We start from the raw sequence: 26284 nt of genomic DNA, 5'->3' as shown, positions 1-26284 counted from the left end.
CAGGCGCATCTGACGAGAATGGAAAACACCCCGGAGCGGCGACGTTGGGGGTGTTTCGTCATGCGGGACCGAGGGGTGAGCGGCGCTATACCCCCAATTGCAATGACCCGCTGCGTGGTTCGACAAGCTCACCATGAGGGCGGTTGGGTCTGGCAGGGAGCCTGTTCCGAGACGCGGCGGATGGGCTTTACAACCCTGTACCTCCCTCATGGTGAGCTTGTCGAACCACGCACAACGCTGTTGCCACAAGATGCAGGCACGATCGAAATACGCATGCATCGCGGCAACAGACTCGGAGAAAAATAAAATGTTCAGCTGTCGGTGATGATCTTCGCCTTGCTGCCCACCGAGGGCGTGCCGCCGGGGCCGAGCGCGTTGAGCAGGCGGAACAGCTCCACCTTGCGGTCGACACCGCGCATCTGCGCCGCCAGCGAGCCCAGGGTCTCCCCCGGCTTCACCGTGACGACGCGAATGCGCAGGGGCTTCAGCGCCGCCTTCTCCGCATCGTTGAGGATCCGGAAGCTTTGGCCAACGGAACTGGCGACGCGCTCGAGCTCGGTGCTTGTCGCGGGCGCGGCGGTCAGCAGGCGATAAACCTGCCCGCCGGAGCGGATCACCGTCACGTCGAACTGCCAGCCATCGGCGCTTGCCCGGCCGCTGGCCGCCGGCCGGCCGTTGACGGTGATGTTGCGGATCGTTTCCGGTTCCAGCCCGGCAACCCAGCCGCTGGTGAGATACTGCGTCAGCGAGGTGCTTTCAGGCACGGTCGCGCCATCGAAACGCACGGCGATGTCACCCGGACCGACGGCCGTCACCGCCTTGGCTGAATTGTCGATGACGAAGCCTTCCGGCACGCGGAAGGCGACACCGAGGCGCGGATGCAGGAAATCGCGCCCGCGCACGAAGCCCTCCTCCGGCGGGTCGCCATAGACCATGCCGTCAATGCCCGCCAGGAACGAATCGCGGTCGCGCGTCCCCGCGCCTGTGCTTTCGAACTCGCGCGCATGGCGCTGGGCGAGCTCGATGCGGCGCGGCGCGTTGGGATGGCTGGCCAGGAAATCGAGGCTGGCGTCCGTTGCTCCGCTGACGCTGCGAAAACCCTGATAGCTGTCCATCGCCTGCAGGAAGCGCGCGGCGGCGAAGGGATCGTAACCCGAACCCGCGGTGGTTCGAATGCCGATGCGGTCGGCCTCCAGCTCCTGATTGCGCGAGAACTGCGCCAGCCGCAGCTTGCCGCGCACCAGCGCGGTCTGCGCATCCTGATCCTGCCCGAGAACCTCGTTCACCACTTTGGTGGCGAACTGCTCCTCGGCCTCCATCCTCTGCCGTTCGATGCCGTGATTGGCGGTGACATGCGCCATCTCGTGCGCCAGCACGGCAGCGAGCTCGGCCGAATCATTGGCCAGCGCCAGAAGGCCGCGTGTGACGTAGAGATAGCCGCCCGGCAGGGCGAAGGCGTTGACATTGGGCGAATTGAGGATGGTGATGCGGTAGGCCGGCGCGGTGTTCTGCTCGTCGAACGTCAGATTGCCGACCACCTTGGCGACCATGCGCTCCAGCTTCGAATCGGAATATTCGCCGCCATAGGTTTCCAGGATGCGCGGGTGCTGCTGGCGCGCCTGCCGCGCCAGGCGGTTGCCGCGCGTGACGGTGTCGACCGTGACCGGGTTCGAGGACGGCATGAAGCTGCCGGCATCGGTCTCGATCATCTGGCAACCGGTCAGGACCGCCAGCAGGCACTGGGCGGCCAGGGTGTGGCGCGGACGGCGCCGCGCAATGGACAAGGACTTCATGTTTGCGGGCGCTCGATTGGACAGTCTCGTGTCCTTCCGGTTGATAATGGCCGATTCCATGATCGCCTCAATGCGGCAATCACGCATCAGGTTCCCCTTGCTACAACTTCTCGTCCCATCTGTGGCTGCATCTAGCGCATACGCCGAAAAAGGGGAATCACTTTGTTCCCCGATCCTACTTAATTTCGCGCCGCGAACCTATGTAGCGGTTGAAGGCGGCAGGACCGGTTCCGCCGAGGAAATCTGCGGCCGGGCCGGTGTCGGCAACGGTTCCGTTATCGATGAAAACCATGGTCCGGCATAACCGTTCGGCATCCCGTGGATCGTGCGTCGCCATCAGCACCGTCATGCCATGCTCCGCATGAAGCGCAGCGATCAGATCGAGCATCTCGTCGCGCAGGGCGGGCCCGAGCGAGGCGAAAGGCTCGTCGAGCAGCAACACCGGCCGGCGGCGGATCAGCACGCGCGCCAGCGCCACACGCTGGCGCTCCCCGCCGGAGAGCGCCTGAGGCAGGCGGTTCTCCTTGCCTGAAAGCCCGGTTCGCGCCAGGGCGTCGGCAACAGCCCGCCGGTCCGCCTCGGCGAGGCGCAGCCTTGTCGAGCGGCCGAGACCGACATTTTCCGCCACGGTCAGGTGAGCGAAAAGATTGTTTTCCTGAAACACCATCGAAACCGGACGCCGGTGCGGCGCCAGCGCGCCGACATCCTCTCCGCCAATGAGAATCCGGCCCGAAGACGGGTTCTCGAAGCCGGCGATCAGGCCGAGCAGCGTCGACTTTCCCGAGCCGCTTGGCCCCATCACGGCGACGATGTCCGACGCGGCGATGGCCAGGTCGAAGCGCATCGGCGCCCCGCCTGGATAGGCGAAGCGCAGATCGTCCAGTGCGATGGAGGCTCCATGCGGGCTTGCGGTGCGGTTCATCGGGTCTCCCTGCCGAGCCGATCGGCGATAAACATCAATGCCAGACAAAGGAGGCCAAGGAAAAGGGCGATGCCGGCCGCATCCGCTGTCCGGTAGCTGCCCATGCGCTGCAGAAGAAGATACGGCAAGGTCTGCACCTGGTCGCTGCCGAACAGGGCAATGACCCCGAGATCGCCCAGCGACAGCGCCATGGCGAAGGCCAGCGCCGTGGCGGCAGGGCGACGCAGCGCCGGCCAATCGACCAGGCGCAATCGGGTCCAGCCGGCAATGCCCAGCGACAGGCAAAGCCGTTCATGGCGCGCGCTGGCAGCGTCATAGGCCGGGCGGATGGCACGGATGGCGAAGGGCATCGCCATTACCGCGTTGACGGTGACCACCATGACGGGGGCGAAGGCCAGCACGTCGCCCAGATGGCGCAGCAGGATGAACCAGCCGGCGCCGATGACCAGCGGCGGGACGATCAGCACCAGGGTCGCGCCGCTGTCGGTGGCGCGCTCCAGAATCCCGGCGGGCAAGGCGCCGCGTCGCATCTCCAGCGCACGGCGCGCGGCGACCAGCGCCAGCGAAAGCGCGAAGCACAGCACAGCCGACAGCCCGGCGAAGGCAAGACTTGTCAACGTCGCCGCATGCACCGCGCTTTCGCCCGCGAGCCGTGTGAGATCGGCGCGCAGGCCGGCCATCACCGTCGCCGCCATCGGTCCGGCGACGAACAGCATCGCCAGCACGATCAAGAGGACGTTGAGCACGGTTTCCCGTTTCGTGTGCCAGACGAAGCGGCGCGGCGCGACCGGCAGGTTGGCGTCGCCGCTGAGCGATGCGCCAAGCCGCGTCAGCGCCAGAACCACCGCTCCGGCCAGTGCGACCTGCACCAGGGTCAGCGCCAGGGCGCGGGCGGGATCGAAGTCAAAGCGCAAGGCCTGGTAAATTGCCACTTCCAGCGTCGTCGCGCGCGGCCCGCCGCCCAGCAGCAGGACGATGGTGAAGGAGGTGACGCACAGCATGAAGACGAGGCCGGCAATGCCCGGCAGGGCGGCGCGCATGGCCGGCCATTCGAGAAAGCGGAACGAGGCGCGCGCGCCCATGCCAAGCTGGGCCGCCAGCCGCCATTGATCGGCGGGAATGCTCTCGAGTGCGTTGAGAAACAGGCGCGTGGCGAGCGGCAGGTTGAAGAAGACATGCGCGACGAGAATGCCCGACAGGCCGTAAATGCCCGGCCACCGTTCACCCATCAGCGCCGAGAACACCGGGGCGAAAAAGCCGGCGCGCCCATAAAGCGCCAGCACGCCGAGCGCGGCGACGATGGCCGGCAGCGCCAGCGGTACGGCAAACAGGCGCAGGATGAAGGCACGGCCGGGAAAGACCGGGTGCCGCGCCAGGGCACGCGCCAGCAGGATCGCCGGGAGGACCGACAACAGCGCCGACAGCAGCGCCTGCCACAGCGTGAAACGAGCGATGCGCGCCAGATAGGCATCGAACGCGCCGAGCGCGTCGGCGCTCTGCCGGAACGCCTCCAGCGCCAGCCCGGCCAGGGCCCCGCCGACCAGAAGAGCGACGGCGGCCAGCGCCAGGCGGCCTATGGCGACGCGGCGATCCATGAGCGGCGTAGCGGAACCGGTCAGCGGCTCATCACCGACAGCCATTCATCCACCCACGCCTTGCGGTGCTCGGCGACCTCCTGTGGGGTGAACGCAAGCGTCTTTGCCGGCTTCACCAGCGTCTCGAAAACCGGATTGAGCGGCTTGGAGATCGCGCCTGCCGGAAACATCCAGTTGGTTTCGGGAATGGCGTCCTGAAAGCCGGGGCCGGTCATGAAGGCGAGGAATTTCTCCGCCAGCGGATTGTCGGCTCCCTTCACCGTCCGCGCCGCCACTTCCACCTGCAGGTAGTGGCCCTCTTCGAAGGCCGCTGCCTTGTAGCGCTCCGTATCCTCGGCGATCTGGTGGTAGGCGGGCGAGGTGGTGTAGGAGAGAACCATCGGCACCTCGCCGCTGGTGAACAGCCCATAGGCCTCGCTCCAGCCGGGCGTGACGGTCAGCACCTTGTCCTGCAGCTTGGCCCAGGCTTCTGCGGCCTCGTCGCCATAGACGGATTTGACCCACAGGAGCAGGCCGAGACCCGGCGTCGAGGTGCGCGGGTCCTGGATGGCGATCTTCAGGTCGCTCGTGTCCTCCACCAGAGCCTTCAGGCTGGCCGGCGGCGCGGCAATCGCCTCGGTGTCGTAGACGAAGGCGAAATAACCGTAGTCGTAGGGAACGAACATGTCGTCGTCGAAGCCGCCTGGAACCGCGACCCTGGCAAGGTCGGTGCCATGCGGGGCAAAAAGCCCGGTTTCGCGCGCCTCGTGGATCAGATTGTTGTCGAGGCCGAGCACGATGTCGGCCTTGGTCGACTGGCCTTCGAGCTTGACGCGGTTGAGCAGTGCCACGCCGTCGGCCACCGAGACGAATTCCACGTCGCAGCCGCATTCCGCCTCGAAGGTTTTCTCCACCGCCGGGCCGGGTCCCCATTCGGCGGTAAAGCTCTCATAGGTGTAGACGGTGAGCTTCTCCTGGGCAGCGGCCGGGTGCGTTACCGCGAACGCGCCGAGCGCAAGGCCAAGGGTCGAAAGCAGGATGTTCAAGCGCATATGCGCCTCCTCTCGTCATGATTGGGGAATGAGGCGCTGCTTGGAAAGCGTCTAATCCCTCCGCCGGTGCAAACCGGATCAGGTTCAGCGGGTTGGCCGGATCTTCCCCAGGCCTCTCAGCCGGCAATCTGCCGGCACCCCGTTAGAGCGTTCGGGAAAATAGGGCGGCGGGTGCTGGCGCGCAAGGGGAAAGCACGACATCGGCGTTGGCGCTGCCGCGCCGCCATGATAAGGGCCTCGCCCATGAGCCGATTTACACTTCTCCTGGGCGGCGACCTGGTGCGCACGCCCGCACTCGATGCACAGATTTCCGCAACGCGCGTCATCGCCGCCGATTCGGGCATGCGCCACGCGGCCATGCTGGGCATCGTCCCGGAACTCTGGGTCGGCGATTTCGATTCCGTCCCGCAAAGCCTGATCGACGCCTATGAAGCCGTGCCGCGCCGGGTTTTCCCACCGGAAAAGGACAAGACCGACGGCGAACTGGCGATAGCCGCGGCACTTGAGGCCGGCGCCACCAGCCTGACGCTGGCCGGTGCTTTCGGTGGCGAGCGGCCCGACCACATGTTCCTGCACCTGACCCAGGCCCTGCAGCTATGCGAGCGCGGCATCGACACCCGGCTGACCAGCGGGGCGCAGGAAGGCCTGCCGCTCAGCCTTGGCCGGCGGCATGATTTCGACTACCCGCGGGGCATGCTGTTTTCCATCCTCGCCTTCTCGGCCCTTTCGGGCCTGACCGTCGAGGGGGCGAAATGGCCGCTCGATGCGGTTGAGGTCGAATTCGGCTCGTCGCTGACGCTGTCCAATGCCGTAGACGGCCGGCTTGCCGTCACGCTGGAAAAGGGCCGGGCGCTCCTGGTCGCGCATCTCACCAACGACGGAGCTCACTGAGCCATGGCGCCTCCGCTGTTAAAACTGGAAGGCATCCGCCTGACCTTCGGCGGCACGCCGCTGCTCGACGGCGCATCGCTGATGGTCGGCCCTGGTGAGCGCCTGGCGCTGGTCGGCCGCAACGGCTCCGGCAAGTCGACGCTGCTGAAGATCGCCGCCGGCATGGTCGAACCTCAGGATGGCGAGGTCTTCCGCCAGCCGACAGCGACCGTGCGCTACTTGCCGCAAGCGCCCGATTGGCAGGGCTTTTCCACCGTACGCGCCTATGTGGAGGGCGGGCTGGGGCCTGCCGACGACATCAACCGCGTGGCGCTGGTGATCGACCGCCTGGGGCTGACCGGCGAGGAAGACCCGGCGACCCTGTCTGGCGGCGAGGCGCGGCGGGCCGCACTCGCCCGCGTCCTGGCGCCGGAACCCGACCTGTTGCTGCTGGACGAGCCGACCAACCATCTCGACCTCGCCACCATCGAATGGCTGGAAGATGAATTGCAGCGCTCTTCCTCGGCGCTGGTGACCATTTCGCATGACCGCCGGTTCCTCGAAAAGGTCAGCCGGGCAACCGTCTGGCTCGACCGCGGCATGACGCGCCGGCTCGACAAGGGCTTCGCCCATTTCGAGGACTGGCGCGACACGGTCCTTGAGGAAGAGGAACGCGAGCAGCACAAGCTCGGCCGGCAGATCGCCCGCGAGGAGCACTGGCTGCGCTATGGCGTGACGGCGCGACGCAAGCGCAATGTGCGGCGGCTGGGCGAGCTTCACTCCCTGCGCGAGCGCCACCGCACCCATGTGCGGGCCGAAGGCCTGGCGACCATGACGGCCAGCGACGCGGCCGAATCGGGCAAGCTGGTGATCGAGGCCAAGGGACTGCAGAAAGCCTATGGCGAATTGCCGGTGGTGAAGGATTTTTCCATCCGCATCCAGCGCGGCGACCGGATCGGCTTCGTCGGGCCGAACGGCGCCGGCAAGACGACGCTGATCAGCCTGTTGACCGGCGCTCTGGAGCCCTATGCGGGCAGCTTGCGGCTTGGCGCCAATCTGGACATCGCCATGCTCGACCAGAAGCGGGCGCTCGACCCGCAGGAAACGCTGGCGCATTTTCTGACCGACGGACGCGGCGACAGCGTGGTGGTCAACGGCCAGGAGCGGCATGTCGTCTCCTATATGAAGGACTTCCTGTTCAAGCCCGAGCAGGCGCGCACGCCGATCCGCGAGCTTTCGGGCGGCGAGAAGGCGCGGCTGGTGCTGGCGCGGCTTCTCTCGCGCCCGGCCAATCTGCTGGTGCTCGATGAGCCGACCAACGATCTCGACATGGAAACGCTCGACCTGTTGCAGGAGCTGGTCGAAGGGTTTCCGGGAACGGTGCTGCTGGTCAGCCACGACCGCGACTTCCTCGACCGCACGGTGACGAGCACCATCGCGCCGGCCGGCGACGGGCGCTGGATCGAATATGCCGGCGGCTATTCCGACATGATGGCGCAGCGCAAGGGCGAGGAACTGGAGCGGCGCAAGGCGCGCGGCGCCTCCGAGACGCCCAAGGCAAAGCCTGCCGCTGCCGAAGCGCCGAAAGCGGGTCCGAAGAAACTGTCCTACAAGCAGAAATTCGCCCTCGAGACCCTGCCGCGGAAGATCGAACAACTGGGCGAAGAGATCGACGGGCTGGAAGCGAAACTGTCCGATCCGGCGCTTTACGCGCGCGATGCCTCGGCGTTCCAGCGCTTCACCAGGGAACTCGGCGAGAAGCGCGGCGCGCGTGATCGTTTCGAGGAGGAATGGCTGGAACTGGAAATGCTGCGCGAGGACATCGAAGGCGCTTGAGCGCGCTATAGGCAGCGCCGCGTGTCCCGGCTAAGCTGCGCAGGCTCATCAAGGGACACGACCGCATGACGTTTTGCTTCGATCGGCGCCTCTGGTTTGCGTTGCTTGTCTGCCTCGCAACATCGTGCCCGGCGACAGCCGAGGACAATCATGCGGCGCTCTACCGCGCTGTAACCATCGTCACCGGAACGGACGAGCCGGAGCGCAGTCGTGGCTTCGCCGCCTGTATGCGCGAAGTGCTGGTGAAACTTTCAGGCGATCCCGCACTGACAAGCGCGCCGGGCATGGATGACCTGGCTGGCAGGGCTGGGGATTTCGTCACCGCATTCGATTATCGCGACCGGATGGCCGGGATTCCCGTCCATGACGAGCAGGGCACGCGCGAGCGCCCGCACTACCTTGCCGTCGAGTTCTCGCCACCGAAGATCGATGCGGCCTTGCGCGGCCTTGGCGGGAAGCCTTGGCTGGACCGCCCGGTCCTGTCGCTCGACATCACGGTGGACAATGGCGCGCGCAAGTTTCCATTGGTGCGGGACGGGGCTTTCGGGCGCGACCAGCGGGCGGCGCTGATTGAATCGGCCGAGCGCCTCGGCTTACCGATATCCTTCCCGGAGGCACAACGAACATCCGAAGCCGAACCGGTTCTGACCGGCGCGCTTACGTGGCATCCCGACAAGCTCGAATGGTCATCGCGGTGGTCGCTCGCCCTTGCCGACCAACCGCGCAGATGGGTCGCCACCGCATCCTCTTTCGACGCGGTGTTTCGCGATGCGCTGGGCCGGGCCGTGGCCGATCTCGTGGCAGAGGCACAACCATAGCTCATCGTTCACCGGATGCTAACGCGGCGCGGCGACACTGCGTGGTGACTGCGCCGGATATCGCCCATGCAACAGGAATTCCTCATCGCCGCCCGCCCGGACCTGCAGAAGGCGCGGGCCGAATGGCTGGCCGCCCTTGGCGGCGAGCGGCGGCTTTCGGCCCTGACCGTCGAGGCCTATGAACGCGACACCAGGCAGTTTCTTCAATTCCTCACCGGCCATTGTGGCGGTGCGCCCGGCCTTGCCGATGTGGCGGAGCTCAGGCCGGCCGACCTGCGCGCCTTCCTGGCGGCACGCCGCGCCGGCGGCGCCGGCGCCCGCACGCTCGGACGAGGGCTTGCCGGCGTGCGCTCCTTCCTCCGCTTTCTCGAACGACGCGGCCTTGTCAACGCAGCGGCTGCCTCGGCGCTGAAGGCGCCGCGCGTGCCGCGCAGCCTGCCCAAGCCGCTGACGGCGGCCGATGCCCGCAAGGTGGTTTCCGCGCCGGCGCAGCTTGCCGAGGAACCCTGGATCGCCGCGCGCAATGCCGCCGTCCTGACCCTGCTCTATGGATCGGGCCTGCGCATTGCCGAGGCCCTGGCGCTGACCAGCGGCGATTTCGCCGCCCGGCAGCAACCGGCGCTGCGGATCTCGGGCAAAGGCGGCAAGACGCGGCTGGTGCCGGTGTTGCCCGTCGCCGGCCAGGCGATCGCCGAGTATCGGCGGCTTTGCCCTTATCACCTGGCGGCCGATGCGCCGCTCTTTCGCGGCGCGCGCGGCGGCGCCCTGCAGCCGGCCATCATCCAGCGCGAGATGAAGCGCATGCGCTCGGCACTGAACCTGCCCGAAACGGCGACGCCGCATGCCTTGCGCCACTCCTTCGCCACGCATCTCCTGGCGCGCGGCGGCGATTTGCGCGCCATCCAGGAATTGCTCGGCCATGCCAGCCTGTCGACGACGCAGGTCTACACCGCCGTCGATACGGCGCGGCTGATGGAGATCTACGACGCGGCCCATCCACGTGCGTGAAGCATTTGCAGTCAGGTGGAATCACTGACGCCCGCATAAATGCGGAAAACAAGAAGATCGAGCGTCCTTTATGCGTCCGAACGGACGCCGGTGCCGCAAGCCGTTTCAATTCACCACATCCGATTAACGGTTTTGCCGTCATTCTCCGGTTAGGTTGACGGCATGAAAGCACAAGTCTCGACATCCGAACGGCTCACCGACGCGGCATTCTGGCTCGCCGCGGCGCTGCCGATTTTGCTGCTGACGGCGCTGCTGGCGGGCCTGCTTGCCGCCACCCCGGTGGCCGCCAGGGATGCCAGGGATATTGTCTGCACGGGCCGGAGCCTGTTGACGGAGCTGGCCGCGGAAAACCCTGCCTTGCTGCAGGAGGTGCGCCAGGAAGCAGCCGAAACCCCCAATGGCAGCGGCCTGCTGTGGCGGGTGGAAAAGGAGGGCGCGGCGCCCTCCTATCTGTTTGGCACCATGCATATGAGCGACCCGCGCGTGGCGACTTTGCCCGCTGCGGCGCAAACGGCCTTCGATCGGGCCGACCGCATCGTCATCGAGACCACCGACATCCTCGACCAGCGCGCCATGGCGGCGGCAATGTTCAAGCAGCCGGACCTGACCATGTTCACCGGCAATCAGACGCTGGCGGACTACCTGACGGAGGACGATCGGAAACTGGTGGAGAGCGCCCTTTCGGCGCGCGGCGTGCCGTTTGCCAGCGTCAAGAAGATGAAGCCGTGGATGCTCATCGCGCTGGTCGCCCTGCCCGCCTGCGAGGTGGAACGCAAGGATGCGGGCATGCCGGTTCTCGACATCAAGCTTGCCCAGGAGGCCCAGGCGGACGGCAAGGAACTGCTCGGCCTGGAAAGCGCCGTCGAACAGCTGGCGGCGATGGCCTCGCTGCCGATGGAGATGCATGCGCGCGGACTGGTCGAAACGCTGGCGCTCGGCGACCGGCTCGACGACGTGATGGAAACGATGATCGCCCTCTATCTCGATGGCGAGACCGGCATGTTCTGGCCGCTCATCCGGGCTGCGGTTCCCGAGCAGGATGCGGGTGAAGCCGACTATGCCGCATTCGACCAGGCCATGGTCAAGGCGCGCAACGGCGTGATGGCCGAGCGCGCCATGCCGATTCTGGCTCAGGGCAACGCCTTCATCGCCGTCGGCGCCCTGCATCTGCCGGGTGAAGAGGGCTTGATCGAGAAATTGCGCAAGGCCGGCTACATTGTGGAGAACGCCGGCTAATTTTTTTGGAACCGACCGACGTCATCTGCGTTACTCTACCCGTCTCCGATTTTGCAGATATCGCACGGGTCAGGGTGATGCAGAACCACAATGGGAATTATGATCCCGACGAGCAAAGGGCCGGAGCCTCCAGTGGAACGAAGGGCTTTGTCATCGGTGCGCTGGCGGCGGCGGCATTCATCGTCCTGATGATGGCCGTCCTCAAGACGGGTGTTTTTGGCGCTTCGGAACCTGCAGAACCCTTGGCGGTTGAATCCGGCGCGTCGGTTCCCGAATGAGGGCAGCCGCGCGCACGCCGGGGAGCAGGTTCGGCATTCCGCAAGGCCTTTTCCTTTGATCGGTCAGACCGCCTGAGCGGACAAGCCGGGATGCGCCCTGGTCAAGGCGTCGCGCAGCTTTTCCAGTGCCCTGGTTTCGATCTGCCGGACGCGCTCCTTGGAAATACCCAGAGCCGAACCAAGCGCCTCCAGCGTCGCGCCATCCTCGCTCAGGCGTCGCTCGCGAATGATCTTCAACTCCCGGCCATCGAGCACGTCCAGGGCGTCGTTGAGCCACAGCGTGCGCCGCTCCGCGTCGATGATGTGCTCGACCACCTCGTCGATCGGCTCATCGTCCGAGGCAATGAACTCCACGCGGTCGGCCGATCCATCGCCTTCCTCGCGCATCGGCGCGTTGAGCGAGGTGTCCGGGCCCGAAAGGCGTGCATCCATCAGCGCCACATCCGCCGCTGACACGCCCAATATCTTCGCTGCCTCCTGGTGGATTTCGGCGGCCGAGCCCGTGCTTCTCTGCAGCTTGGCGCGCAGGCGGCGGAAGTTGAAGAACAATGCCTTCTGGGCCGAACTCGTCCCGCCGCGCACAATCGACCAGTTGCGCAGCACATAATCCTGCATTGATGCCCGGATCCACCAAGTGGCGTAGGTCGAGAAGCGCACCCCGCGTTCGGGATCGAAGCGCGCCGCCGCCTCCAGCAGGCCGATATGGCCTTCCTGGATCAGATCGCCGATGGGAAGGCCGAAATTGCGGAAGCGCGACGCCATCGCAATGACGAGCCGCATGTGGGCAATGGTGATCTGGTGCAGCGCCTGTTGATCGTGCTGGCTGTGCCAGCGCTTGGCAAGCGATTGCTCCTCTTCAAGCGCCAGATACGGCGCCTTCATGGCCGCCTGGATAAGCTTGCGTTCCGCCCGGTCTTGCATGGTGCACTCCCGTGTCAGCGCGCCTGCCGCCATACGGCGGGTCAGCGCCTTGGAACGCCACCGGCGCGACGCCGTGACGGCGACGCCTCAGGTGACGGATGCCACCGAGTTGGCAGGCATCACCTAATGTAACGAGTGGAAAACAAAAAAAGTTCCAGCCACCGTGGAATTGCCCCTCCACGGACTGCTCCTCCGGCAAAGAAAAACCCGGCTGCCAGGCAGCCGGGTCTTGCAGAACTGGATTGGAAAAGAGGCTTGGAGCATTTTGCAGTCAGGTGGAATCACCTGACGCCTGCACAAATGCGGTAAAACAAGACGTTAGAGAGATTACCGTTTCCCGGAAACGGTAATCGGCTCTAAGCCGCTTCTTCCTTCTCGGTTTCCTCATTGTCGGCCTTGCCGCGGCGCGGGCCCTTGTTGAGGTTGACTTCGATCAGGCGCACGGCCTCGGTTTCCGACATCCGATTGACGGCCGCGATCTCGCGCGCCATCCGGTCGAGCGCTGCCTCATAGAGCTGGCGTTCGGAATAGGACTGCTCGGGCTGATTGTCGGCGCGGTAGAGATCGCGCACCACTTCCGAGATGGAGATGAGATCGCCCGAGTTGATCTTCGCGTCATATTCCTGGGCGCGACGCGACCACATGGTGCGCTTGACGCGCGCACGGCCCTGAACGACCTTCAGCGCGCGATCCACATAATCGGTTTCCGAGAGCTTGCGCATGCCGATGGAGGTTGCCTTGGCAACCGGCACCTTCAGCCGCATCTTGTCTTTCTGGAAATCGATGACGAACAATTCCAGCTTGTGCCCGGCAACTTCCTGATCCTCGATCGTGACGATCTGTCCGACGCCATGAGCCGGGTACACGATGAATTCGCCGGTCTTGAATCCATGGCGCTGCGCCGATTTCTTCTGCTGGGTTGTCATCCGCCTAACACTCCTGTTTTTAATGGGGCATGCCGGCCGCCCATGGAGGCGATACCGCATGCCCAACGGCCTGCCGGTCTGTGGGCCACAAGTCTGTGGAGCACAAGGAAGGGGACACTCCGGAAAGGGCCGTGATCGCGCCTGCACCAAAGGCACACCACCCAAACCAAAACAGCCTGGCCCAGATTACCTGGTCCGGACTTAGAGCCCCGCCCTTTCAGTGATTAGTTCGTGTGCGCGCCATTAAAAGACGTGTTGTCACCGGCATGATTTTGGCAAGCTACCATAAAAAGCCGAAAGAATCAACAATTTGCCGCGTGCGCGAAGATGTCGCGGCAAAAACTTGCGCAACTTGTCGTCGTCTTCGGCCTCGCCCGGCGAGCGAAATGGGGGCGAAGCGGGGTCAGTCGCCGGTGCCCGGCTCCGGCGAGAAATACTGCTCGAACTTGTTCTCGATCCCGTCGAATTCCTTGGCGTCGGCCGGCGGTTCCTTCTTGGCCGTGATGTTTGGCCATTTTTCGGCATAGTCGGCATTCACCTTCAGCCACTGGTCCAGCCCGGGCTCGGTGTCTGGCTTGATCGCCTCGGCCGGGCACTCCGGTTCGCAAACGCCGCAATCGATGCACTCGTCCGGATGGATGACGAGCATGTTGTCACCTTCATAGAAGCAGTCCACCGGGCAGACTTCTATACAATCCATGTACTTGCACTTGATGCAATTGTCGGTGACGATATAGGTCATTGGCGCTCTCGGCTGACAGCATTCACGAATGTCGAGGGGTGAGGTAGACCCTTTGCAGGGCCGTTGCAAGGCCCGTTATTGCGCTGCGATCGTTGCAGGCGAAATGCAATTCCAACCCTCTGAAACCGCTGATGATACACGATACCCGCATCGCGCTACGGCTCGTCGCGCCACCGGTCGAGCGCCCGCCTCTGCTTCTTCGTCGGCCGGCCGGCGCCCGGTTCGCGCTGCGCCGCCAGGGCCTTGCTCGGCGCGGCCTCGGCAGCCGGCAGCGTGAGGTCCTCGTACAGCAGGCGCGCCTCCTCGGCCGGGCCGCGCCGGCTCCCGGCGGCTAGGACGCGATAGACGATGACGCGCCGCTCGAGGGTGACGGTCAGAACATCGCCGGCCTTCACCGGATAGGCGGCCTGTTCGATCTTGTTGCGGTTGACCCGCACCTTGCCGCCCTGGGCCAGCTTGGCCGCCAGCGAACGCGACTTCACGACACGCGCGAAGAACAGCCATTTGTCGATGCGCTGGCGTTCTCCGGCCGTCTCGCTGCCGCCCATCTGGCCCGCTACTTCTTCATCTGTTCCTTGAGAGCGGCGAGCTTGGCGAAGGGCGAATTGGGATCGATCTTGACCGGCCGTTCCTCCCGCTGGCGCTGCGGCGCGCCATTGCGCTTGAAACCGTGCTTGTCTGCGTCGTCGCCCCGCCCCTCACCGCGTCCCTCACTGCGCCCCTTGCCGCGCGGCTTGCCGCGATGCGCAGCAGCGCCTTCGCCTTCGCCGCGTCCCGGACGGCCATGCCGCTCTTGGCCGGAATCCTTGTGGGCGCCCTTGTGGGCGCCCTTGTGGTCTCCCTTGCCGGCGCCCTGCCCCGCACCCCTGCCCGCCGGGCGCTGGCCCTGCCGCTTGCGCCCGTCGAAACGGCTTTGGCGCCAGATGAGCACCGGCTTCGGTTCTTCCTGCTCTTCGGCTGCATCGGCCTTCGCGGCGACCGGCGCATCGGCCTCAACTTTCGCCTCAGCGCTCTCCGCCACGGCCGGCTGCTCCACAGTTTCGGCAGCAGCGGGCTGTTGCAGGACCTCCTCGGTCCCGCTCGGCGGCGCAACAGACACAGCCTCGACCGGCGACTGCTCGGCAGGCGCGATCGCTGGCTCGTCGGAACCCGGCTGTTCCTGCGGTGCCTGAACTTCGCTGGTTTGGACTTCGCTGGTTTCGGCTTCCGCGGGTGCGGCTTCAGCGGACGGCGCCGCTTCCGCGGCAGACTTCGCCGCATCCTGCCTTGCCGCGGTCTCATCGAGCGCCTTCAGATGCGCCGCGACCTCCTCGGCCTGCTTGGCCTCACCGCGATAGCCGAGCCCCTTGAGGATCGCCTCCATGTCCTCGGCGGTGGCGCCGAGGATCGACATCATCGCCGGGGTGACGACGAAGGCGGTTCCGTCATAGGCGCCGTCCGGCCGCGTCCCGTTGCCTGGCTTCCAGCCCAATGCCGGGCGGATCAGGTCGGCGAGCCGCTCGAGAATGTCGACGCGCACCGCGCGGCGGCCCAGATTGCGGTAGCCGGCGAGCCCGTAGAAGGCCCGTTCGAACGTGACGTCCGAAACGATGGAGGTGCGGCCGGCGGCGAGCGCCGTCACCACGTCGCCATAGCCGGGCTTGTCCTTGGCGTCGTTCTTGAGCGCCCAGAGCAGCGTCACGAGGCCGGCCGGCGCCGGCTTGATCAACGCGGGCACGAAAATGTGGTAGGCGCCGAAACGCACGCCGAGACGGCGCAGCGCCGCGCGTGAATCCTGGTCGAGCGCCCTGACATCGTCGGAGACGTTGCGCCGGTTGAGCAGGCCGAAATTCTCGGCAAGCTGGAAGGCGATGCCGCGCGCCATGCCCGACAGGCTTTCCGAATCGCGCAGGTCGACCAGCGGCTTCAACAGCTGCTCGATCTGGAAATTCACGAAACGCTCGGCCCGCGCCGCGACCTTGTCGCGCGCCGGCCCGGTCAATTGCTCGTCGGCCAACAGCACGACGCGCGGCTTCAGCGCCTCCTCGCCAGCCACCAGCGTCGCCACGGGCTGGCCGAGCCAGCGCAGGAATCCGTCGGAATCCAGCGCCAGATCGCCATTGCCGGAAGCGGCGAACCGCTCGGCCCGCGCCTCGAATTCGAGCGCCAGGGCTTTCTGCGCCGCGGTCTTCACCGCGCGCGCATCCTCGCCTTCCGCGCTGCGGTCGGCGGTAAAACGAAACCCCTGCATCTCACCCACATGATGCCCCTCGACGAGGACTTCGCCAACGGGGCTGACTTCTGCTTCCGGCATTGCATTCTCTCTCAGACGCTTCATGAGCACGGAAGTCCTGCGGTCCACGAAGCGTTTCGTCAATCGCTCATGCAACGCATCGGACAGGCTGTCCTCAATCTCGCGTGTTTTTTCTTGCCAGTGTGTCGGATCGGCCAACCATCCCGGCCGGTGTGAAACGAACGTCCAGGTGCGAATCTGGGCGATGCGATGCGACAGTGTATCGATATCGCCTTCGGTGGAAGAGGCGCGCCGCACCTGGTCGGCCATATAGTCTTCGTCGACATGCCCCCGCCGTGCCAGGTCGCCGAACACGGCACCGACGAGTTCGGCATGCTGGGCCGGCGCGATCTTGCGGTAGTCCGGCAGCGCGCAGGCGTCCCAAAGCATCGCTACCCGCTCGCGGCCGCCCGCCAGGGCGCGGATATCCTCGTCCTTCGACAGGAGTTCCAGCACCCGCGCATCGGCGGCCGGCAGGGCCCTCGTCAGCCCGTCGACCGGCGGCGTGACGTCGAGGGACGCCTTCAGCGCCTCGACGCTGGATAAATCGAACACGGCAGATCGCCATTGCAGCACCTTGGCCGCGTCGAACTGGTGGCTCTCGATGCGCTGCACCAGCTCGTCGGAAAGAGGATCGACCTGGCCGGTGACGCCGAACGTCCCGTCGCGCAGGTGACGGCCGGCGCGCCCGGCGATCTGGCCCAGCTCGGCCGGATTGAGGTCGCGATACTGGAACCCGTCGAATTTGCGGTTCTGGGCGAAGGCCACGTGATCGACGTCGAGATTGAGGCCCATTCCGATGGCGTCCGTCGCCACCAGATAGTCGACGTCGCCCGACTGGTAGAGCGCCACCTGCGCGTTGCGCGTGCGCGGGCTGAGCGCGCCCAGCACCACGGCGACCCCGCCGCGCTGGCGGCGGATCAACTCGCCGATAGCGTAAACCTCGTCGGAGGAGAAGGCGACGATGGCCGAGCGGCGCGGCAGCCGCGTGATCTTGCGCGAACCGGCATAGGTGAGCACCGACATGCGTGGCCGCGTGATGACCGACAGGCCGGGCAGAAGCCGCTCCAGAATGCCGCGCATCGTGCCGGCGCCGAGCAGCAGCGTTTCCTGCCGACCACGCAGATGCAGGATCCGGTCGGTGAAGATGTGGCCGCGCTCGAGATCGGCGGCCAGCTGCACCTCGTCGATGGCGACGAATGCGGCATCCGTCTCGCGCGGCATCGCCTCGACCGTGCAGACCGAATAGCGCGCGCCCGGCGGGGTGATCTTCTCCTCGCCGGTGATCAGCGCGACGTTCTGCTCGCCCACCTTGGCCAGGACACGCCCATAGACCTCGCGCGCCAGAAGGCGCAGCGGCAGGCCGATCACGCCGGTCTGGTGCGCCACCATGCGCTCGATGGCCAGATGCGTCTTTCCCGTGTTCGTCGGACCGAGGATGGCGGTGACGTCACGGCCGGACAGCACCGGCGGCTTGTTGGTCTGGTTCTGGAAATTCATGGAGCCCGGGAAGCCGTTCTTCCTCAGCGACAAAAGGCGAGCCACCGGGTTAACACGCTTTGCATGCTTATTCCAAGATCGGAGTTTTCGCGCCGTCATCGGCCCGCGGCCTCGCCCGGGCGCCAGCCGGGTTCGCGACCGCCTGTTAACAGTTGGAACGAGTCTGGAACGAATCGGCTACGAATCACTCACATGGCGATATTCCCGGTTTGTTCGCCACAACATACGGTGTCTTGGCACCCTCTCGGACCGACATGCTGAATCGCGCCCTTCCGCGGCGAGGCTCAAAACCGACCTTCGCGTTAACCTTTTGCCGGCTGCACAACAGCCAGGCTGTCCGCACCGCGGCAAATGTAAGATTTCATTAAGAAAACTGTCATGCCGGTTAACGCTCGGCTGGGCGCAGCCGGACAACGGCTTAACGGTTCGATCAAATGCGGAACGAATCGGCGACGAATCAGCGATGCGCGGATGTTTCTGGTATGTTCACCGCTACATGTTGTGGTTTCCACAGTTCATCAACAGACGAAACACAGCTTGTCCACAGTCGCCCGGCCGGCGCGTTCGCGCGGCGTTAATCATTGTGCTTCAAATTGATACAGGTCACGGGGTGCCGGACGCCCGGGAACGGTCCACAGGCGGTCCGGCTTTCGCCCGTCAGACGATGTACTGGCCGCCATTGACGGTCATCGTCGACCCGGTGACGAAGCCCGCATCGTCCGACGCCAGGAACAGAACCGAGCGGGCGATCTCCGCCGCTTCCCCCAGGCGCCCGACCGGAATTTGCGCGACGATCTTCTCGCGCACGGCTTCCGGCACGGCCATCACCATGTCCGTGGCGATGTAGCCCGGGCAGATCGCGTTGACGGTGACGCCGAAGCGCGCGCCCTCCTGCGCCAGCGCCTTGGTGAAGCCGATCTCGCCGGCCTTGGCGGCTGAATAATTGACCTGCCCCATCTGTCCCTTCTGGCCGTTGATCGACGAAATGCTGACGATGCGCCCGAACTTGCGCTCGCGCATGCCGGCAAACACCTGGTGCGTCATGTTGAAAACGCCGTTGAGATTGACATCGACCACCGCCCGCCAATCCTGCGGGGTCATCTTGTGAAACATCACGTCGCGCGTGATGCCGGCGTTGTTGATCAGGATATCGACAGGCCCGAGTTCGGCCTCCACCGCTGCAACGCCCCTGGCGCATTCGTCATAATCGGCGATCGACCACCGATGCGTGGCGATCCCGGTGTCCTCGGTGAAGCGGGCCGCCGCCTCTTCATTGCCTGCGTAATTCGCCGCCACGCGGTAACCCGCGTCCTTCAACGCCATCGCAATGGCCGCGCCAATGCCGCGCGTGCCACCGGTAACAAGTGCCGTTCTCATGCAGATCGCCTCCCTGTGTGTTGTTCCCCGCCGCTTCGTTCTATTGACCGTTGAACGATTTCCGGCCGGCGCACGGGCGTGACCCGCGCGCCGTAAAGAAAGCCTACAGCGCTTCCACGCACATGGCGACGCCCATGCCGCCGCCGATGCACAATGTGGCCAGGCCCTTCTTGGCGTCGCGCCGGCGCATCTCGAACACCAGCGTGTTGAAAATGCGCGTGCCGGATGCGCCGATCGGATGGCCGATGGCGATCGCGCCGCCATTGACGTTCACCACGTCGGGGTTCCAGCCCATGTCCTTGTTGACCGCGCAGGCCTGTGCGGCGAACGCTTCGTTGGCCTCCACCAGGTCGAGGTCCTCGGCCTTCCAGCCGGCCTTCTCCAGCGCCTTGCGCGAGGCGGGGATCGGACCGGTGCCCATCACCGCCGGATCGACGCCGGCCGTCGCCCAGGAGGCGATGCGGGCAAGCGGCGTCAGGCCGCGCCGCTTGGCTTCGGTCTCGCTCATCAGCACCACGGCGCCCGCGCCGTCATTGATGCCGGACGCGTTGGCCGCCGTCACGGTGCCTTCCTTGTCGAAGGCAGGGCGCAGCTTCTGCATGCTCTCCAGCGTCGCGCCGTGGCGGATATACTCGTCGTCGGCAACCACCGTCTCGCCCTTGCGGGTCTTCACGATGAACGGGACGATCTCATCCTTGAAGCGGCCGGCCTTCTGCGCGGCTTCCGCCTTGTTCTGCGAGGCGAGCGCGAATTCATCCTGCTGGTCGCGGGTGATCTGGAACTGGCGCGCCACATTCTCGGCGGTGATGCCCATGTGATAGCCGTTGAAGGCATCCCACAATCCATCGCGGATCATCGTGTCGATCATCGCGTAATCGCCCATCTTCACGCCGCTGCGCAGATGCGCGCAATGCGGCGCCAGCGACATGGATTCCTGTCCTCCGGCGACGATGATGTCGGCATCGCCGGTGGCGATCTGCTGCATGCCGATGGCGATGGTGCGCAGACCCGAGCCGCAGACCTGGTTCAACACCCAGGCGGTGGTTTCCTTCGGCAGCCCGGCGGCGATGGAGGCCTGTCGGGCCGGGTTCTGCCCCTGGCCGGCGGTCAGCACCTGACCGAGGATCACCTCGTCGACCTCTTCTGGCGCGACGCCGGCACGCGTCAGCGCCTCGCGGATGGCGGCCGCGCCGAGTTCATGCGCCGGCACTGCGGCAAAGGCCCCGTTGAACGAGCCGACCGGGGTGCGGGCGGCGCTGGCGATGACGATGGTTTCGGCAGAAGACATGCAGGGCTCCTTGATAATCGCGCGGACATGCTTTGTCCGGCCCGACGATGGGCTGGTCATTCATCGCATTAGTTGCGGCTTCCTTTGAACAAGTCAAACCCTGTGTGCACTGCGGCATTGATCTGTGGCGGCAAAGCACCATGGCGCGCCTTCGCCATTGCACAAAGCGCTTTCATTCCATCGAATTTTGCGCATATCCTGATGACCGGCAGATGTAAGGGGCGCAAATCCGCGCGTTCCGGCAGCTGGCGCCATCTGTGTCCGCGTCGGGCGCAGGCGGCGTTCAGGCCCTATAATTCAGGCGTTGCGCTCGCGAACACCATTCGGTTTCGGGCGGACGCCGCAGGAAACCGTGCCACCGGGAGGTCACTAATGCCAGCCAAGGACGATCCGATCGTCATCAAGAAATACGCCAACCGCCGCCTCTACAACACCGGCACCAGCACCTATGTGACGCTTGAGGATCTCTCTGTGATGGTCAAGCGCGACGAGGATTTCGTCGTCCAGGACGCCAAGAGCGGGGAGGACATCACCCACTCGGTCCTCACCCAGATCATCTTCGAGCTGGAGAACGACCGCAACGGCCAGAACATGCTGCCGATCTCGTTCCTGCGGCAGTTGATCTCCTTTTATGGCGACCAGATGCAGATGGTCGTGCCGAGCTTTCTCGAGCAATCGATGATCGCCTTCTCCAAGGAACAGGAGCGGATGCGCGAACAACTCGACAAGGCCTTCGGCTCATCGCCGATCGACATGATGGGCATGACCGCGCCGATGAAAATGGTCGAGGAGCAGACCCGGCGGAACATCGAGATGTTTCAGAACGCCATGCGCATGTTCTCGCCCGTCCCGCCGCAGGCAAATCCCGGCGCGCCGCGCGAGGCCGGAGCCGAAGGCGGGCGCGATGACGATCTGCGGGAATTACGTGATCAGATCGCCGCCATGCAGCGCAAGATCGATTCCATGGACGGGCAATAGGCCCGTCGCGATAAAAGACGGGCAATAGGCCCGCCGATAATACCGACATGCAGGACAAAAAAGACCGGCCATTGGCCGGTCTTTTCGCATTCCGTGGGCAAAGGCGCTTATGCGTCCTTCGGCTCCAGAACCTGGCGGCCGCGATACATGCCGGTCTTCAGATCGACATGGTGCGGGCGGCGCAGTTCGCCTGAATTCTTGTCTTCGACATAGGTCGGCGCCTTGATGGCGTCGGCCGAGCGTCGCATGCCGCGCTTGGAAGGCGACGTTTTCCTTTTTGGTACAGCCATTGTCCTGCTCCGCTAATCGGTCAAAGGCCGTTGCGGCCCCTTTATCCAGGGCCCAGCATTTCGGCCGGGAATTGGAAGTCGGCGTGCCTATACACGGCTAAACCGTTCTTGGCCAGTGGGGCGCGGCTTTTTTTCACGCCGATGCCGCCCTCACGGTTTGAGGCAGCCGACATAAGCGCCGGCCTTCAGTGCCCTGCGCTCGATGTTCGCCGCCAGACGGTTCAGTCCACGCGACGGCTTGGCCGGATTGCGCGCGATCGGGTTGGGCAGGGCGACAGCCAGGAGCGCCGCCTGCCGGCGCGTCAGTTCCCTGGCCGGACGACCGAAATAGTGTTGCGCGGCTGCTTCGGCTCCGTAGATGTTCGGCCCCCATTCGGCGATGTTGAGATAGATTTCCATGACGCGCCGCTTGGACAGGATCGTGTCGACAAAAAGCGCCAGCGGCAATTCCATCGCCTTGCGCAGAAAGGAACGGCCCTGCCAGAGAAACAGGTTCTTCGCCGTCTGCATGGGAATGGTGGAAGCGCCGCGCGTGGCCTCGCCAGACAGCGCGTCGTTGATCACGGTGTTGAGAGCGCCCCAGTCGACGCCGGAATGTGTGCAGAACTGGCCATCCTCCGACATCATGACCGAGTGCTGGATCAGCGGTCCCATCGTGTCGAGCGACGTCCAGCGGCGGTCGTAACCCGTCAGCGTCGCCAGATCCTTCAGCATCAGGGTCGAAACGGGATGGACCGCCGGGACGGCATAGAGAACCGTCAGCCCGAACGGCAGAAACGCCAGCAGGACCACGACGAGCGCAACGCGCCGCAGCAGGCGCACAAAACCGCTCTGCCGCGCCCTGTTGCGGCCGCCTCGACGCACTCTCTTCACCGTTTGCCGCCTTTCAGGATCGACGATCGGCCCGCTCAAACGCGCTCCCCCAGTGTGACTTAACGCCTCAAAACCAGCCTTTCGCATAGCCTCCAGGGGCTTTCGGCGCAATGGCGAAGCACAACGGGGCTTGACCATGGCCGGCTTTGCCTTCATCGCTCCGGCCATGGAAGAGACGATGATGCCCCCCTTCGAAGTCAAGCTCGCCGTCGGCGCGGAGATGGTCGAGACACAGTTGCGCCGCCTGCTCGACGCGAGGCCGCTGGAAGGCGAGATTGCCCGCCCGCACCGCCTGCTCGAGGCGATGCGCCATGGGGTTCTCAATGGCGGCAAGCGGCTGCGCCCGTTTCTCGTACTGGAAACGGCAAACCTGTTCGAGGCCGGCGGCGAGGCCGCCCTGCGCGTTGCCGCGGCGCTCGAATGCGTCCATTGCTACTCCCTCGTCCATGACGATCTGCCGGCGATGGACGACGACGATCTGCGCCGCGGCCAGCCGACCGTGCACCGCGCCTTTGACGACGCAACGGCCATACTGGCCGGCGACAGCCTGCTGACCTATGCATTTGACATCATAAGCGCGCCCGAGACGGCCCTGCCGGCGCAAGCGCGGCTGGCCCTCGTCACCGGTCTGGCGCGGGCTGCCGGCGTTGGCGGCATGGCCGGCGGCCAGGCGCTGGACCTGGCGGCCGAGGGAACCCGGCTTGCCGAAGAAGACATTCTGCGCCTGCAGGCCATGAAGACCGGCGCGCTGATCCGCTATGCCTGCGAGGCGGGCGCCATCATAGGCGGCGCCGGCGATGCCGATCGCGAAAGGCTCGGCGAATTCGGTGCGGCGATCGGCCTGGCCTTCCAGCTTGCCGACGATCTCCTGGATCTCACCGCCAGCAGCGAGACAATGGGCAAGGCGACGGGCAAGGATGCCGCGGCCGGCAAGGCGACGCTGGCCAGCCTGCACGGCGTCGACTGGGCCCGGCGGCAATTGCGCGGCCTGGTGGCGCAGGCCGAAGACACCCTCGTGCCATTCGCCGAGCGCGCCGAAGGGCTGCGCCAGGCCGCCCGCTTCGTCGCCGAACGGCAGAATTGAGCGCTTCACCACGCGGTTGACCTGTCGCCGCGCCGCCAATCGGCTGATTGCGCCAAAAAACCGCACCGATTGTTTGATCAAGCGGTTAGCATTAATTGCCCGTTAATCCCGATCCTCAATTCTTATCGAATAGGGGATGGCTCTGGGAAAACACATGTCTTCGGTGGTAACGCAGCAATATATGCGCGGCCGGCTGATCGCGGTGATCGTTGGTTTCGTTGTAACGGTCGCCATCGGCACCGGGTTTTTGCTTTGGCAGATACAGGCGACAAAGAATCAAGTCCGTTTCGGGGCGCTGGTCGGCTACATGGCCGATGCGACGAATGATGTCATTCACAACGCCCTGCGCCTTGAGCAGGCCAGCCTGAAAGACAGCACCCCGAAAACCGGAACCCCAAGAACCGGGACCCCTGAGACCGGGCTGGCGCTCGACCACGAGGAGCTCAAAACGGCGCTGATGCGCCTGGAATCGGCCTATCACGCGCTCGATATCGCCACCCAGAGCGAGATCACCACGCTGGAGAGCCAGCGCATCACCCTTGAACAAGACGGCGAAATCGCCAATGCAGGCGGCGCTGAAAGCGACCCGCTGATTGCCGGTATCTCGCACCGAACCGTGCCCCCCTCCGTGCGCAGCATCTGGCTCGGTGAGGAGAACGGGGCATCATTGCGCTCGCAGATCCGCGATGTCGTTTCGCTCGCCAACCGGCTCGACGTCTTCAACGATTATGGAAGCAGTGCCGCGCAACGCGTCTTCACCGAACTGCAGACCCTGGCCAACAACCAGGTGCGCCCCGAGCTGAAGCGCATTTCGGATTCGCTGCACGCGGAGATGATCGGCACCTATGGAACCCTGCAATGGGGCCTGCTCAGCGTCTCGCTGGCCATCGTGCTTGCGTGCCTGCTGCTTGCGCTGCGCGTCTTCGTGCCGATGATGAACCGTGTTTCGAGCGCCCACCAGGACCTGCACGACGCCAATATTTCGCTTGCCGCGGAGAAGATAAAGGCCCAATCCGCCGACCGCACGAAATCGGAATTCCTCGCCAATATGAGCCATGAGATCCGCACGCCGATGAACGGCGTCATGGGCATGGCGGAGCTCCTGGCGCGCACCAATCTCGACCAGCGCCAGGCGATGTTCGTCGATGTCATCGTCAAGTCGGGAACGGCGCTCCTGACCATCATCAACGACATTCTGGACTTCTCGAAGATCGATGCCGGCCAGTTGAAGCTCGATACCGCGCCGTTCCGGCTCGGCGAGGCGATCGAGGACGTGGCCGCCCTGGTATCGGCGCGCGTCGCCGAGAAGGATCTCGAACTGATCGTTCGCGTCGATCCGGATCTGCCCCTGTCCTTCATCGGCGACGTCGGCCGCTTCCGGCAGGTGGCCACGAACCTGGTCGGCAATGCGGTCAAGTTCACCGAGCGCGGCCACGTCCTGATCGACGTCTCGGGCGAGATCAAGGACGGCGCGGCGCAGGTCACGATCCGCGTCGAGGACACGGGCATCGGCATTCCCCAGGACAAGCTGGACGCCGTGTTCGAAAAATTCGCCCAGGTGGACTCCTCGTCCACCCGCCGCCACGAGGGCACCGGCCTTGGCCTGGCGATCGCCTCGCGCCTGGTCGAACTCATGGGCGGTTCGATGCGGGCCGAGAGCGAGGTGGGCAAGGGTTCGACCTTCGCCTTCACGATCCCGCTCGAAATCGACCACGCCAACTGCACGCCGAAGACTGCCCCCATCGACGTCTCGGGCGCCCGCGTCTTCGTCATCGACGACAACCCGATCAACCGCGACATCCTGCTCGAGCAACTGAAAAGCTGGGGCTTCGAATGCGCCGCCGCCGAAAGCGGCGCCGTCGGCCTCGCCTTCCTCAAGCGCTCGGTCGAACTGGATGCGCGCGTCGATTGCGTCATCCTCGACTACCAGATGCCGGACATGAATGGCGCCGACGTCGCCAAACTGATCAAGGCCGACCCGACCACGACCGAGATACCGCTGGTGCTGCTGACCTCGGTCGACCAGGCCGATACGAGCCGGCTCGCCATGGAATGCGGCATCGCCGCCCAGCTCAACAAGCCGACCCGCTCGTCCGCCTTGCTCGAAACGATCGTTTCGGTGATGCAGGCGGCCCGTGCCGGCGACGAAGCGTCCGTGCCGCAGCCCGTTCCCCTGCGCCCGGCGCAAACGCGCCTTTCCAACGCCGTCGAGCGCGGCCTGTCGAGTTCCAGAAGTCAGCGTGGCGAAGGGCTGGACGTCCTGGTTGCCGAGGACAACGAGGTCAACCAGCTCGTTTTCAGTCAGGTGCTCGACGGCCTCGGCCTCCGCTACCGCATTGTCGCCAATGGCAAGACCGCTGTCGAGATGTACCGCACATTCCGGCCGAAGATCATGCTGATGGACATCTCCATGCCGGAGATGAACGGCTATGAGGCGACGGGCGCGATCCGCCAGACGGAAGCAGCCACCGGCGACCACACGCCGATCATCGGCATCACCGCGCACGCGCTCAAGGGCGACCGCGAGAAATGCCTCGATGCCGGCATGGACGACTATCTGTCCAAGCCCATCTCGCCGCAAAAGCTGGCCGACATGATCGAACGCTGGATCGGCCAGGAAAAACTGGCCGCGTCCGCCTGAAGCAG

The 26284-nt window shown here is 65.2% G+C and carries 22 protein-coding genes and 1 riboswitch; of the genes, 9 read left to right on the top strand and 13 right to left on the bottom strand.

All coding sequences use genetic code 11. The annotated features are described in order from the left end of the window. Positions 1-311 precede the first annotated feature (311 nt). The 4 genes from AB843_RS01405 to thiB form a co-directional block, all read right to left on the bottom strand. Positions 312-1793, bottom strand: a complete 1482-nt coding sequence (locus AB843_RS01405) for a M48 family metalloprotease (protein ID WP_087587017.1) — start codon at positions 1791-1793, stop codon at positions 312-314. A gap of 175 nt (positions 1794-1968) precedes the next feature. Continuing rightward, positions 1969-2715, bottom strand: a complete 747-nt coding sequence (gene thiQ / locus AB843_RS01400) for a thiamine ABC transporter ATP-binding protein (protein ID WP_048644976.1) — start codon at positions 2713-2715, stop codon at positions 1969-1971. Further along, the gene (gene thiP, locus AB843_RS01395) at positions 2712-4355 is read right to left on the bottom strand and encodes a thiamine/thiamine pyrophosphate ABC transporter permease (protein ID WP_048644975.1); all 1644 of its coding nucleotides are present in this window, start codon (positions 4353-4355) and stop codon (positions 2712-2714) included. Before thiP ends, thiQ begins: the two co-directional genes overlap by 4 nt. Beyond that, the gene (thiB, locus tag AB843_RS01390; protein ID WP_048644974.1) at positions 4331-5341 is read right to left on the bottom strand and encodes a thiamine ABC transporter substrate binding subunit; all 1011 of its coding nucleotides are present in this window, start codon (positions 5339-5341) and stop codon (positions 4331-4333) included. The genes thiP and thiB overlap by 25 nt, the downstream gene beginning before the upstream one ends. A 38-nt stretch (positions 5342-5379) precedes the next feature. Then, positions 5380-5493: riboswitch (TPP riboswitch) on the bottom strand. 91 nt (positions 5494-5584) lie between these two features. Between thiB and AB843_RS01385 the strand changes: the two genes are divergently transcribed. The 6 genes from AB843_RS01385 to AB843_RS01360 all read left to right on the top strand — a co-directional run bounded on the left by AB843_RS01385 (position 5585) and on the right by AB843_RS01360 (position 11387). Continuing rightward, a complete protein-coding gene (locus tag AB843_RS01385) occupies positions 5585-6232 on the top strand; it encodes a thiamine diphosphokinase (protein WP_048644973.1) in 648 nt (215 codons plus the stop codon). Between the two features lie 3 nt (positions 6233-6235). Then, the gene (locus AB843_RS01380) at positions 6236-8047 is read left to right on the top strand and encodes an ABC-F family ATP-binding cassette domain-containing protein (RefSeq protein WP_048644972.1); all 1812 of its coding nucleotides are present in this window, start codon (positions 6236-6238) and stop codon (positions 8045-8047) included. A gap of 65 nt (positions 8048-8112) precedes the next feature. Then, positions 8113-8865 (top strand): DUF2066 domain-containing protein, encoded by a 753-nt coding sequence (locus AB843_RS01375; RefSeq protein WP_048644971.1) that lies wholly within the window; start codon positions 8113-8115, stop codon positions 8863-8865. 66 nt (positions 8866-8931) lie between these two features. Then, a complete protein-coding gene (locus tag AB843_RS01370) occupies positions 8932-9873 on the top strand; it encodes a tyrosine recombinase XerC (RefSeq protein ID WP_048644970.1) in 942 nt (313 codons plus the stop codon). A gap of 162 nt (positions 9874-10035) precedes the next feature. Then, positions 10036-11109, top strand: coding sequence for a TraB/GumN family protein (locus AB843_RS01365; RefSeq protein WP_048644969.1), 1074 nt, complete (start codon positions 10036-10038; stop codon positions 11107-11109). Positions 11110-11114: 5 nt separating this feature from the next. Beyond that, a complete protein-coding gene (locus tag AB843_RS01360) occupies positions 11115-11387 on the top strand; it encodes a hypothetical protein (protein WP_157384400.1) in 273 nt (90 codons plus the stop codon). Between the two features lie 63 nt (positions 11388-11450). On the opposite strand, the gene AB843_RS01355 is transcribed toward AB843_RS01360, so the two are convergent. The 7 genes from AB843_RS01355 to AB843_RS01325 form a co-directional block, all read right to left on the bottom strand. Continuing rightward, the gene (locus tag AB843_RS01355) at positions 11451-12308 is read right to left on the bottom strand and encodes an RNA polymerase factor sigma-32 (protein WP_048645194.1); all 858 of its coding nucleotides are present in this window, start codon (positions 12306-12308) and stop codon (positions 11451-11453) included. Between the two features lie 356 nt (positions 12309-12664). Next, positions 12665-13234: a CarD family transcriptional regulator gene (locus AB843_RS01350; RefSeq protein WP_048644967.1), complete on the bottom strand. Its 570-nt coding sequence runs from the start codon at positions 13232-13234 to the stop codon at positions 12665-12667. 403 nt (positions 13235-13637) lie between these two features. Then, positions 13638-13976 carry a ferredoxin FdxA gene (fdxA, locus tag AB843_RS01345; protein ID WP_048644966.1) on the bottom strand — a complete coding sequence of 113 codons (339 nt, stop codon included), beginning with the start codon at positions 13974-13976 and terminating at the stop codon, positions 13638-13640. Between the two features lie 155 nt (positions 13977-14131). Further along, positions 14132-14524 (bottom strand): RNA-binding S4 domain-containing protein, encoded by a 393-nt coding sequence (locus AB843_RS01340; RefSeq protein ID WP_048644965.1) that lies wholly within the window; start codon positions 14522-14524, stop codon positions 14132-14134. Between the two features lie 8 nt (positions 14525-14532). After that, a complete protein-coding gene (locus AB843_RS01335; protein WP_048644964.1) occupies positions 14533-17748 on the bottom strand; it encodes a helicase-related protein in 3216 nt (1071 codons plus the stop codon). A gap of 657 nt (positions 17749-18405) precedes the next feature. Continuing rightward, a complete protein-coding gene (gene phbB / locus AB843_RS01330) occupies positions 18406-19125 on the bottom strand; it encodes an acetoacetyl-CoA reductase (protein WP_048644963.1) in 720 nt (239 codons plus the stop codon). A 103-nt stretch (positions 19126-19228) separates the two neighbouring features. Continuing rightward, positions 19229-20413 (bottom strand): acetyl-CoA C-acetyltransferase, encoded by a 1185-nt coding sequence (locus AB843_RS01325; protein WP_048644962.1) that lies wholly within the window; start codon positions 20411-20413, stop codon positions 19229-19231. Positions 20414-20785: 372 nt separating this feature from the next. Here AB843_RS01325 and phaR point away from each other — a divergent pair, with 372 nt between their 5' ends. Beyond that, entirely contained in the window at positions 20786-21391 is a 606-nt protein-coding gene (gene phaR / locus AB843_RS01320) for a polyhydroxyalkanoate synthesis repressor PhaR (protein WP_048644961.1), read from the top strand. Between the two features lie 107 nt (positions 21392-21498). On the opposite strand, the gene rpmF is transcribed toward phaR, so the two are convergent. Both rpmF and mtgA read right to left on the bottom strand, forming a co-directional pair. Beyond that, positions 21499-21681, bottom strand: a complete 183-nt coding sequence (rpmF, locus tag AB843_RS01315; protein ID WP_008596866.1) for a 50S ribosomal protein L32 — start codon at positions 21679-21681, stop codon at positions 21499-21501. A gap of 150 nt (positions 21682-21831) precedes the next feature. Next, positions 21832-22497 carry a monofunctional biosynthetic peptidoglycan transglycosylase gene (gene mtgA / locus AB843_RS01310; RefSeq protein ID WP_342021840.1) on the bottom strand — a complete coding sequence of 222 codons (666 nt, stop codon included), beginning with the start codon at positions 22495-22497 and terminating at the stop codon, positions 21832-21834. 235 nt (positions 22498-22732) lie between these two features. Between mtgA and AB843_RS01305 the strand changes: the two genes are divergently transcribed. Both AB843_RS01305 and AB843_RS01300 read left to right on the top strand, forming a co-directional pair. Next, positions 22733-23638, top strand: a complete 906-nt coding sequence (locus AB843_RS01305; protein ID WP_048645192.1) for a polyprenyl synthetase family protein — start codon at positions 22733-22735, stop codon at positions 23636-23638. Between the two features lie 154 nt (positions 23639-23792). Further along, on the top strand, positions 23793-26279 hold the full coding sequence (locus tag AB843_RS01300; RefSeq protein ID WP_244467866.1) for a hybrid sensor histidine kinase/response regulator: 2487 nt from the start codon (positions 23793-23795) through the stop codon (positions 26277-26279). Positions 26280-26284: the final 5 nt, after the last annotated feature.

The organism is Nitratireductor soli, from assembly GCF_001050155.1.
Lineage (GTDB): Bacteria > Pseudomonadota > Alphaproteobacteria > Rhizobiales > Rhizobiaceae > Nitratireductor > Nitratireductor soli.
This window is presented reverse-complemented; position numbering and strand designations above follow the sequence as displayed.